The sequence below is a fragment of the Delftia sp. WSY_12 genome (assembly GCF_043104645.1).
GTDB lineage: Bacteria > Pseudomonadota > Gammaproteobacteria > Burkholderiales > Burkholderiaceae_C > Comamonas > Comamonas tsuruhatensis.
The window spans coordinates 1-10,926 of record NZ_JBICKW010000055.1 but is presented as its reverse complement, the minus strand read 5'-3'; the positions used below and the strand labels follow the sequence as shown (position 1 = coordinate 10,926).

At 67.1% G+C, this 10,926-nt stretch carries 10 protein-coding genes and 1 rRNA gene; 8 read left to right on the top strand and 3 right to left on the bottom strand.

Annotation, left to right across the window (positions count from 1 at the left end; all coding sequences use genetic code 11):
* The first annotated feature begins 109 nt into the window (after window positions 1–109).
* The 4 genes from rrf to ACF8LI_RS24605 all read left to right on the top strand — a co-directional run bounded on the left by rrf (window position 110) and on the right by ACF8LI_RS24605 (window position 3,942).
* Window positions 110–222: ribosomal RNA gene (gene rrf / locus ACF8LI_RS24620) — 5S ribosomal RNA — on the top strand.
* Window positions 223–348: 126 nt separating this feature from the next.
* Window positions 349–1,092 carry a 16S rRNA pseudouridine(516) synthase gene (locus ACF8LI_RS24615; protein ID WP_016454025.1) on the top strand — a complete coding sequence of 248 codons (744 nt, stop codon included), beginning with the start codon at window positions 349–351 and terminating at the stop codon, window positions 1,090–1,092.
* Window positions 1,093–1,111: 19 nt separating this feature from the next.
* A complete protein-coding gene (gene guaD / locus ACF8LI_RS24610; RefSeq protein ID WP_392414445.1) occupies window positions 1,112–2,521 on the top strand; it encodes a guanine deaminase in 1,410 nt (469 codons plus the stop codon).
* 47 nt (window positions 2,522–2,568) lie between these two features.
* Entirely contained in the window at window positions 2,569–3,942 is a 1,374-nt protein-coding gene (locus tag ACF8LI_RS24605; protein ID WP_392414444.1) for a uracil-xanthine permease family protein, read from the top strand.
* Between the two features lie 100 nt (window positions 3,943–4,042).
* Here ACF8LI_RS24605 and ACF8LI_RS24600 read toward each other — a convergent pair whose 3' ends face one another.
* The 3 genes from ACF8LI_RS24600 to ACF8LI_RS24590 are packed head-to-tail and all read right to left on the bottom strand — an operon-like array spanning window position 4,043 to window position 6,732.
* Window positions 4,043–4,492 (bottom strand): RNA-binding S4 domain-containing protein, encoded by a 450-nt coding sequence (locus ACF8LI_RS24600; protein WP_016449644.1) that lies wholly within the window; start codon window positions 4,490–4,492, stop codon window positions 4,043–4,045.
* Between the two features lie 4 nt (window positions 4,493–4,496).
* Window positions 4,497–5,984 (bottom strand): sensor histidine kinase, encoded by a 1,488-nt coding sequence (locus ACF8LI_RS24595; RefSeq protein WP_016449643.1) that lies wholly within the window; start codon window positions 5,982–5,984, stop codon window positions 4,497–4,499.
* Between the two features lie 25 nt (window positions 5,985–6,009).
* Window positions 6,010–6,732: a response regulator transcription factor gene (locus tag ACF8LI_RS24590; RefSeq protein WP_016449642.1), complete on the bottom strand. Its 723-nt coding sequence runs from the start codon at window positions 6,730–6,732 to the stop codon at window positions 6,010–6,012.
* Window positions 6,733–6,832: 100 nt separating this feature from the next.
* On the opposite strand from ACF8LI_RS24590, the gene ACF8LI_RS24585 reads away from it, so the two are divergent.
* The 4 genes from ACF8LI_RS24585 to ACF8LI_RS24570 form a co-directional block, all read left to right on the top strand.
* Window positions 6,833–7,792, top strand: a complete 960-nt coding sequence (locus ACF8LI_RS24585) for a tripartite tricarboxylate transporter substrate binding protein (RefSeq protein ID WP_016449641.1) — start codon at window positions 6,833–6,835, stop codon at window positions 7,790–7,792.
* Window positions 7,793–8,008: 216 nt separating this feature from the next.
* Entirely contained in the window at window positions 8,009–8,578 is a 570-nt protein-coding gene (locus ACF8LI_RS24580) for a tripartite tricarboxylate transporter TctB family protein (protein WP_016454030.1), read from the top strand.
* Window positions 8,578–10,092: a tripartite tricarboxylate transporter permease gene (locus ACF8LI_RS24575; protein ID WP_016449639.1), complete on the top strand. Its 1,515-nt coding sequence runs from the start codon at window positions 8,578–8,580 to the stop codon at window positions 10,090–10,092. Before ACF8LI_RS24580 ends, ACF8LI_RS24575 begins: the two co-directional genes overlap by 1 nt.
* A 518-nt stretch (window positions 10,093–10,610) precedes the next feature.
* A partial coding sequence (locus ACF8LI_RS24570) for a DUF6531 domain-containing protein (RefSeq protein WP_392414443.1) occupies window positions 10,611–10,926 on the top strand: 316 nt, incomplete at its 3' end.

Sequence of the window (10,926 nt, the reverse complement as noted above, 5' to 3'; positions counted from 1 at the left end):
GATCATCAAGGTGGTTATGCCAAGTAAGGCGCAGTCAAAATACAAAGCTGATTACAGACTCTATGAATTCGTTGTGTTGCTCACAAGAGCAGCATGACAACAAGTTATGCCTGATGACCATAGCAAGTTGGTACCACTCCTTCCCATCCCGAACAGGACAGTGAAACGACTTTGCGCCGATGATAGTGCGGGTTCCCGTGTGAAAGTAGGTCATCGTCAGGCTCTTATAGCCCAAGAAACCCCGTAGCCCAAAGCTACGGGGTTTTTTGCTTGTTTGCGCAGAATACCTGTTCCGGCCCTGCGCGATGTGCGTGCGCCATGGTGGGTGCGCCGGCTTGAAAGACCAACATGCAACTGCAAGACATTCTGTATTCCCAAGGCTTCGGTATCCGCCGCGTGTGCTCGGGCCTGGTCCAGCAGGGCTGGGTGGAACTGTGGGACACCGAGGCCAACGACTGGGTGCGTTGCCTCGACTCCACGCAGGACATCGATCCTGAAGGCCTGCGCTATCGCGTACAGGGCGTGGAGTGGGCCTATCACGCGCTGGGCTATGTGCTGCTGCACAAGCCGGCGGGCACGGAGTGCTCGCAAAAGCCTTCAACCTATCCGAGCATTTACTCGCTTTTGCCCATGCCGCTGCGCCAGCGCCCGAACAAGGGTGCCGTGCAGGGCGTGCAGGCCGTGGGCCGGCTGGACCAGGACACGACGGGCCTGCTGCTGCTCAGCGATGATGGCCAGTTCATCCACCGCATGAGTTCGCCCAAGAAGCACGTGCCCAAGGTCTACCGTGTGACCACCAAGCATGCCGTGGATGCGCGGCAGGTGCAGCGCCTGCTGGAGGGCGTGGTGCTCGATGACGACCCCAAGCCCGTCAAGGCGGCTGCCTGCGAGCAGGTGAGCGAGCATGTGCTGGACCTCACGCTGACCGAGGGCAAGTACCACCAGGTCAAGCGCATGATCGCCGCCGTTGGCAACCGCGTTGAAGGCCTGCACCGCTGGAAGATTGGCGAGCTGGAGCTCACCGAGGACCTGCAGCCGGGCCAGTGGCGCTGGCTGTCGGTCGAGGACCTGGCCAAGCTCAAGGCCAAGTGAAGCTCTCTTGTCGTTTCCCATGATGAATTCCTCTGAGCCGCGCCCAGGCTGGGCCCTGCTGTGCACGGCCTTCGATGCCCCCACGCCGCACGCGCTGCGCATCCGGCAGGACGTGCTGATCGTCGTGGATGGCCGCGGCATGGTCGATGCCGTGCTGGAGCGCGGTGATCCCCGCCGCGCCGCTCTGGAGGCCGCGCATGCGGCCGCAGGCACGCTGCAGCGCCTGCCCGAGGGCCAGTACCTTTTGCCCGGCATGGTGGACCTGCATGTGCATGCCCCGCAATGGCCGCAAAGCGGCAAGGCCCTGGATGTGCCGCTGGAAACCTGGCTGCAGGAGTACACCTTTCCCCTGGAAGCGCGCTACGGCGATGCCGGCTTTGCCACTTCGGTGTACGACAGCGTGGTGCGTACGCTGCTGGCCAATGGCACGACGACGGCCATGTACTTCGGCACCATCCACGCCGTGGGCAACCAAGTGCTGGCCGAACGCTGCCTGGCCCTGGGCCAGCGCGCCCTGATCGGCAAGGTGGCCATGGACGAGCCGTCGCAATGCCCTTCGTTCTACAAGGACGCCAGTGCCGCCGAAGGCATTGCCGAGACAGCGCGCTTCATCGACTGGCTGCGCCAGCATCCGGACAACGCGCAGCAGCGCGTGCTGCCGGCGATCACGCCGCGTTTCATTCCTTCGTGCACCGACGAGCTGCTGCGCGGCCTGGGTGACCTGGCTCGGCGCACCGGCGCCCATGTGCAGACGCATTGCTCCGAAAGCGACTGGGCCCACGCCCATGTGCTGGAACGCCAGGGCCGCACCGATGCGCATGCGCTGCATGATTTCGGCCTGCTCACGCGCCGCACGGTCGTGGCCCATGCCAACTTCCTCACGGCCGATGACGTGGCGCTGATGGCGCGCACGGGCGCCTCGGTGGCGCATTGCCCGCTATCCAACTTCTATTTCGCCAACAGCGTTTTCCCCGCGCGCAGCGGCCGCGAGCAGGGCCTGGGCATGGGACTGGCCACGGACATTTCGGGGGGCTACAGCCCCAGCATGTTCGACGCCTGCCGACATGCCATGACAGCCTCGCTGGCCTTGCACGAAGGCGTGGATCCGGCGCAGACGGCCGCCCGGCGCGGCAGGGCGGGGCAGGGCGTGCAGGCCCGCATCGACCACGTCTTTGCACTGTGGCTGGCCACGGCGGCGGGTGGCGATGCGCTGGACCTTCCCATTGGCCGCATCGAGCCCGGCCATGCCATGGATGCCCTGGCCGTCGACTGCCTGGCGCCGGACTCCAATGTGCAGATCTGGCCCGAGCAGGACGGCCCGGCCGACATCCTGCAGAAGATCATCCACCATGCCACGCGTGCCAATGTGGCCTGCACCTGGGTGCAGGGCGCGTGCGTGCACCGGCGCCAGGCGGCCAGCCCCGCCTGAAGACCGGCTGCGTTTGCGCACTGGCTGTTTCCCGCGTTTTCCGCTCCATGACCGAACCGACCTCCTCCTACGAAGGGCGCCTGATCGCCCGCCCTGACGACCGCGTCACGCTCTCCCAGGCCCTGTTGCTGGGCCTGCAGCATGTGATGGCCATGGACGTGTATGTCGTGCCCTTCATCATTGCCTCGGCCCTGGCGCTGTCGCAGGCCGACGCGGCGTCCATGATCCAGTCCACCTTCCTCGCAGCGGGACTGGGCACGCTGATCCAGACGGCCTGGTGCATGCGCATGCCCGTGGCACAAGGGCCTTCCTACATTCCCCTGGGTGCCATCCTGGCCGTGGCCTTTGGCGCGGGCGGCGGCTTCGGCGGCATGGGAGCGGTCTATGGCGCGCTGATTCCGGGCGCGCTCATCGTCATCGCGCTGGGTGCGCTGGGCTGGTTCCACCGCGTGATCCGCTGGCTGGTGCCTCCCATCGTCGGCGGCACCATCATCCTCGTGGTGGGGCTGTCGCTGCTGCCGATTGCGCTGAGCGCCAACGTGTTCGCGGTCCACGGCGGCATGACGGTCAACCAGTCCATTGCGCTGGCTTCGGTATCGGCGGCGCTGCTGATTGCGGCCATGATGCTGGGCCTGCGCTTCGACAACCGGCTGGGCCGCTGGATGCGCCTGTCGTCGGTGATCATCGCGCTGGCTGGCGGCACGGCCGTCGCCTGGGGCATGGGGCTGTTTGCCTGGCAGCCCATTGCCGATGCGCCCTGGCTCACGCTGCCCAAGCTGGCGGGCATCGACTATCCGCTGCAGTTCTCGCTGCCCGCCGTGCTCACCTTCGTCGTGATCTACCTCGTGGTCATGGCGGAGACCACGGGCACGTGGTTCGCGGTCTCGGCCGTGATCAACCAGCCCATCACCAGCCGCCAGCTGGACCGTGGCGCCGTGGGCGAAGGCCTGAGCTGCAGCGTGGCCGCCCTGATAGGTGCCACGCCGGTCACCGGCTACTCCACCAACGCCGGCGTGATCTCCATCACCGGCGTGGCCAGCCGCATGGTTTTCATTGCAGCCGGCCTGGTGCTGGCCTGCCTGGGCTTCCTGGGCAAGTTCTCCGCACTGATCGCGGCCATTCCCTCGCCCGTGATCGGCGGCATGTTCGCCGTGGTCTGCGTGACCATTGCCATGGCGGGCATCCGCATCCTGCGCCATGTGCGCCTGGACGAGCGTGCCATGCTGGTGGTGGGCGTGCCCATCATCTGCTCCTTCTTTGCCACCCTGGCCCCCAAGGACTGGGTGCAGAGCCTGCCGGACATGCTGCAGTACCTGCTGGGCTCGGCCGTGACCGTGGGCGCCATGGCCGCCATGGTGATGAACCTCATCCTGCCGCGCGCGCAGGATGACGACGCCCCGGCCAGGGACCAGGTGGTCTGAACGCCGCAGGGCCTGCTTCCCGCAAATCCATGCAAAAAGGCCATGCGCAGTTGTTGCACATGGCCTTTTTTGCTGGAAGAGGCGGGCAGGGCCGTGCGATTCAGCGCCGGTCCAGATCGTCGATGGAGGCGCTCCAGCGGCTGTCCCAGCTGCCGCGCTCGCGCACCTGGTCGATCTGGCGGCGGTCGCGCTTGGTGGGGCGGCCTTCGTGCTGGCTGGCGATGCTGCTGGCGGGCTCCGGAGCCAGGCGGCGCTGCTCTGCAAGCCGTTCGCGCTCGGCCAGGCTTTCGGCGGTTTCCTCGTACAGGGCCTGGGCCACGGGGGCGGGGCCCCGCATGCCTGAGAGGCCGCGGATGACCACGGTGCGCGGGACCTGGCCCTGGCGCAGTGCCACGGTGTCGCCGCAGCGCACCTCGCGCGCGGGCTTGACCAGGGCTCCGTTGACGGTGACGCGGCCCTTGCCGATTTCCTCCGTCGCCAGGCTGCGCGTCTTGTAGAAGCGCGCGCACCACAGCCATTTGTCCAGACGCATGGATTCGATATCGGTCATGGCGTTATTGTGCGCGCGGCGCGGGGTGCCTGCCAGTGGTCGGCTGCAGCGGAATCGCCACGTGCGCATGCAGTCCGCAGACCAGGCCTTGCCGGTAGATGTTGCGCAGCTCGATGGCGCCGCCCAGCGTCTGCACGATCTCGTGGCAGATGGCCAGCCCCAGGCCCGAGCCGCTGCGCGCATTGCCGGCCGAAAATGGCTGGAACAGCCTCTGCGCCAGCTCGCTGTCTATGCCCGGCCCGCTGTCGCGCAGGCTGAGCACGGCCTGGCTGCCGGCCTGGTGCACGCTGATGTGCAGGCTGCCGGCCGCAGGCATGTGGCGTATGGCGTTGTGCAGCAGGTTGCGCGTGAGCTCGCGCAGCATCCATTCGTGGGCAGGAACGGGGCAGGGCTCCGTGTCTATGGAAAAGTCGATGTCCTGCTCCGCAATCAGCGGCGACAGTTCGATGGCCACGTCGCGCACCACTTCGTCCAGCAGGCTGGGCGCGGGCGATGCGGGCTCGGCGCTGTCTTCCTGGCGCAGCTGCTCGACCTTGGCCAGCGCCAGCATCTGGTTGGCCAGGCGCGTGGCGCGGTCCACGGTGGCGCCGATTTCCTCAAAGGCCTGCTCGGCCGGCACATCACCGCGCTGGGCCGACTGCAACTGTGCCTTGAGCACGGCCAGCGGCGTGCGCAGCTGGTGCGACGCGTCGCGCACAAAGCGCTTCTGGTCCGACAGCAGCTGGCGCAGCCGCAGCATGAGCTGGTTGATGGCCTCCAGCAGCGGCTGCAACTCGCGCGGTGCTGAGGGTGCCGACAGCGGGCTCAGGTCGCCGCGCGGGCGCGATCGCAGGTCGCTGCTGAGCCGGCGCACGGGCTGTGTGGCGCGCTGGACGACGAAGATCACGATCAGCGCCACGGCGGCCACCAGCAGGGCCTGCCGCGCCAGCGTGGTGCGCAGGATCTGCAGGGCCAGCGCTTCACGCAGCTCCAGCGTCTCGGCCACCTGGATCACGGCCATGCCGCGCCCCTTGGCGCTGGCCACGGGCTGCAGCAGCACGGCCATGCGCACGGGCCGGCCCCGGAACTGTGCGTCGTAGAAGTCGACCAGGGCCGCGTAGGGCGGGCGCTGGGGAATGACGCCATGCCACATGGGCAGCTCGCCAAAGCCCGACACCATTTCCCCCTCCAGCGTGGAGACGCGGTAGAACATGCGGCTCTGGTTGTCGGCCTCGAAGATCTCCAGCGCCGAGTAGGGAACGATGGCATGCAGCTGGGCGGACTCGTCATAGCCCGTCACATCCAGCTGCTCGCTGATGCTCTTGGCCGAGGCCAGCAGCGTGCGGTCATAGGCGGTGTTCAGCGCAGCCAGCGTCTGGTGGTACAGGCTCCAGGTATTGAAGCCAATGAACAGAATGACGGGCACGAGAATGCCCGTCAGCAGCTGGCGGCGCAGCGACCAGGGCTGGCGCGTGCGCGCGGGGGCGGGAAGGGGAAGACCGGGGTCGCGCATGGGCTGCGGTGAGTGGTGGAGTGCCTCAGGCCGACTCGGCCTTGAGCAGATAGCCCAGGCCGCGCAGCGTGACCAACTGCACGCCTGTGCCCGACAGCTTCTTGCGCAACCGGTAGGCGACGACTTCCACGGCTTCGTACTGCACGTCCGACTCGCCGGGAAACACCAGCGCGAACAGGCGCTCCTTGGCCACGGCATGGCCGGGGCGTGCCAGCAGGGCGTGCATCAGGGCCAGCTCGCGCGGCGTCAGCTCCATGATCTCGCCATCGCGGTGGATGGCGCCGCTGGCCTTGTCGTAGCGCAGCGCACCCATGGCGATGGTCTCGGGCGGCGGCTTGGGCGTGAAGCTGTCGCTGCTGCGGCGCAGCAGGGCGCGCAGCCGGGCCTCCAGCTCGTCGAGGTCGAAGGGCTTGGCCAGGTAGTCGTCGGCACCGGCGTTCAGGCCCAGCACGCGGTCGCCCACGGTGCCGCGCGCGGTCAGGATGAGCACGGGCGTGCGCAGGCCCTGGCCGCGCGCCCTCTCCAGCACCTGCAGGCCGTCCAGGCCGGGCAGGCTCAAATCCAGCACCACGGCGTCGGGCTCGCGCACCAGCCACTGCGCCAGGGCCGAGGGCCCGTCGGCCGCCGTCTCCACCTGGATGCCGCGCCTGATCAGCGTGCGCTGCAGCGTGGTGCGCATGGCGTTGTCATCTTCTACGAGCAGCAATTGCATGGGCCGGACGTTAGCACCGGGCGCGATGCAGGCCATCGTGGCGAGAGCGATCTAGGGATTCCCCTAGGGGTTTGGACAGCCATTTGACAGGTAGCGAACCGATCATCGACAGCCTTACAACACAAGGAGTCAAACCATGCGTCGTGATACTTTTCTGAAGTCGCTGGCCGCACTGGCCGCCGCAGGCAGCCTGCCGCTGTCTGCGCAGGCTGCGGCAGCCGTCAAGATGATGCTGCCGGCCAACCCCGGCGGCGGCTGGGACACCACGGGCCGTGCCCTGGGCAAGGCTTTGCAGGACGCTGGTCAGGCTGCTTCCGTCACCTATGACAACAAGGGTGGCGCCGCCGGCGCCATCGGCCTTGCGCAGTTTGTCAACGGCAGCAAGGGCGATCCCAACGCCATGATGGTCATGGGCGCCGTCATGCTGGGCGGCATCATCACGGGCAAGCCGCCCGTGAACCTCACGCAGGCCACGCCGCTGGCCCGCCTGACCAGCGAGTACAACGTCTTCGTGCTGCCCGCCAACTCGCCCTTCAAGAACATGGCCGAGGTGATCGCCCAGCTCAAGAAGGACCCGGGCTCCGTCAAGTGGGGCGGCGGCTCGCGCGGCTCCACCGAGCACATTGCGGCGGCCATGATTGCGCGTGAAGTCGGCGTCGATCCCTCCAAGATCAACTACGTGGCATTCCGTGGAGGCGGCGAGGCCATCTCCGCCATCCTGGGCGGCAACGTCACCGTGGGCGGCAGCGGCTACAGCGAGTTCGCCGAGTACATCGGCACCGGCAAGATGAAGCCCATCGGCGTGACCTCGGGCCAGCGCCTGAAGGGCGTGGACGTGCCCACGCTCAAGGAGCAGGGCATCAACGTGGAGATCGGCAACTGGCGCGGCGTGTACGGCGCGCCCGGCATCACCAAGGCACAGCGCGATGCGCTGGTCGCCATGATCGAGAAGGCCACCAAGAGCAAGGCCTGGGCCGAGGCGCTGCAGAAGAACGACTGGACGCCTGCATGGCTGGCCGGCGATGCCTTCGGCGAGTTCGTGGACCAGGAGTTCGCGAGCCTGCGCGCCACCATGGTCAAGTCCGGCATGGTGTGATCGAGCTGCTGCACCGGCCTCTTGCGGGGTCGGTGCAGCAACAGGCCCGCACTCCTGCGGGCCACGGCAGGCGCCAGTCGCAGCGCCTGCTTCAAGAAGCGGAAGATGCCCGCGCGCCGCGCCAGCGGCTCGCAGGCCCCGGCGGCTTAATTTTTTCCCCACGTCTGCAGCGGTGGCCGGCCCGGTCGCCGGTCCCGCTGCGGCCAGGAACTGACCATGTCCGAGTCCTCACAACCCAATCCACTTGCCACGGATGCCGCCCAGGCCGATGAGCCCAGCGGCTTTCCCTCGGTACGCGCGCAGACCATCGTCGGCTCCGGCGTGCTGCTTGTCGCTGCAGGCCTGGCCTTCGGCGCGCTGCAAATCCCTGGCGATGCCGGCTACGGCGGCGTCGGCCCCAATTTCCTGCCCTGGCTGTGTGCCTTGGTGCTCGCAGTCTGCGGCGCCTGGCTGGTCTGGGAGGCACGCACGGGCGGCTTTCGCGAAGCCTCTTGCGGGGGCGGCCACCCACGAGCCGACATCGGCGCCTTCGTCTGGGTGTCGACGGGCCTGCTGGTCAATGCCGTGCTGATCGGCACGGTAGGCTTCATCGTCAGCTGCACCGTCTGCTACGTGCTGGCCGTGCAGGGCCTGCGCCGTGCCGGCGGCCAGGCCCAGGCGGGCAAGCCCATCACCTGGGCCAAGGACGTGGTCACCGGGCTGCTGATCTCGGCGCCCGTGTTCTGGGCCTTCACGCAATTCCTGGCGATCAACCTGCCGGGCCTGACTGAGACGGGGTGGCTGTAATGGAAATCTTTGACGCACTGCTGGCGGGCTTTGCCACCGCCATCACTCCGGCCAACCTGCTGTGGGCCCTGGTCGGCTGCGCCCTGGGCACGGCCGTGGGCGTGCTGCCCGGCATCGGACCGGCCGTGGCCGTGGCCATGCTGCTGCCCATCACCGCCAAGGTCGATGTCACCGCCTCGATGATCTTCTTCGCGGGCATCTACTACGGCGCCATGTACGGCGGCTCCACCACCTCCATCCTGCTGAACACTCCCGGGGAGACCGCGAGCATGGTCACGGCCATGGAGGGCAACAAGATGGCCAAGAGCGGCCGCGCGGGCGCCGCGCTGGCCACCTCCGCCATCGGCTCCTTCGTGGCCGGCACCGTGGCCACCGTGGTCGTCACGCTGTTCGCGCCTTCGGTGGCCGACTTCGCCGTCAAGCTGGGCCCGCCCGAGTACTTCATGCTGATGGTGCTGGCCTTCACCACCGTGAGCGCCGTGCTGGGCCAGAGCGCATTGCGCGGCATGACGGCCCTGTTCCTGGGGCTGGCGCTGGGCTGCATCGGCATGGACCAGATCTCGGGCGCTGCGCGCTACACCATGGGCAAGATGGAACTGCTGGACGGCGTGGACATCGTGCTCGTGGCCGTGGGCCTGTTCGCCGTGGCCGAAGTGCTGTACGCCGCCATGTACGAAGGCAAGGTCGTCGATACGCAAAACAAGATGGGCCGCGTGCACATGACCGGCCGTGACTGGAAGCGTTCGTGGCCCGCGTGGCTGCGCGGCACCGTCATCGGCACGCCCTTCGGCTGCATTCCCGCCGGCGGCACCGAGATTCCGACCTTCCTGAGCTATGCCACCGAGAAGAAGCTGGCCAAGGGCGAGGACCGTGCGGAGTTCGGCACCAAGGGCGCCATCGAAGGCGTGGCCGGCCCAGAGGCCGCCAACAACGCCACCGTGACCGCCGCGCTGATCCCGCTGCTGACCCTGGGCATTCCCACCAGCAACACCACGGCCGTGCTGCTGGGCGCCTTCCAGAACTACGGCATCAACCCCGGCCCGCAGCTGTTCAGCTCGTCCGCGGCCCTGGTCTGGGCGCTGATCGCCTCGCTGTACATCGGCAACCTGATGCTGCTGGTGCTCAACCTGCCCATGGTGGGCCTGTGGGTCAAGCTGCTCAAGATCCCGCGTCCCCAGCTGTACGCCGGCATCCTGATCTTCGCCACCGTGGGTGCCTACGGCATGCGCCAGAGCGCGTTCGACCTGTTCCTGCTGTACGGCATCGGCGTACTGGGCGTGATCATGCGCCGCTTCGACTTCCCCACCGCGCCCGTGGTGGTGGGCATGATCCTGGGCCCCCTGGCCGAGGCGCAGATGCGCAACGCCGTGTCCATCGGCGAAGGCAGCTGGTGGATCTTCCTGCAGCGCCCCATGTCGCTGACGCTGATCATCATCGTGGCCTGCGTGCTCATCGTGCCGCGCGTGCTCAAGCGCCTGCAGCCCAAGCCCTCGCCGCAGGCCACTGCCGGCTGACGCCAACCCGTTGCTAGCCGGCCCGTCGATGCTACGCATGGCGTCCACGGGCTCCTGACAGCCCCTGCCTTTCGAGGCAGGGGCTTTTTTATTGACGCGCCTTGATGCGGATCAGCAGGCGCCTCATGCCCATTGCACCAATGGCATGTGGGAATTATCGATATGGCCGTCCATGGGTGAGGCTTCATTCAATTGCTGATGTATCCAAGATAATTAATCTGCTTACATTTATAGGAAAAGTCTGACGCATAAATCAATTGCGCCATTGCCATTGGCCTGTCTATGATTCGCGCTCATCGAGAGAGGGGAGCCGTCCGCAGGGCGGTTGACACAATGACACGACCATTTGACATCCGCACGCCATGGGGCGAGCCACTGCATTCTCATGAAATGCCTGGCCATCAGGGAATCCGCCACTGTCTCCATTTGCCTGGGATGAGGCAATGTGAAGCAATTGCCGCTCTGGATACAGCGATACGAAGCGACTGCGCCATCAAGTCCACTCAGGAGAAGTCCGCATGAGTGGCCAACCCGCAGCCCGCATCACCGACAGCGTCGTCAAGGGCAAGATCGTCACCGGCTCGCGCACCGTGCTCATCGGCAGCCAGGGGGGCCTGGCCTGCTCCGTCTGCCCAGGTGGCATCACCGTCAGCTCCCCCGTCAACCCCCAGCTCGGCGCCAAGGTCCTGCTGGGCGCACAAGACCTGGACTTCGCCCTGCCATCGGCTGCGCTGCCCGTGGCCTGGCAGCGCCAGTACAGCAGCTACGTCAACCCCGAGCACGGCGCGGCCTGCGGCCTGCTGGGCCATGGCTGGCACCTGCTGCAGGAGCTCA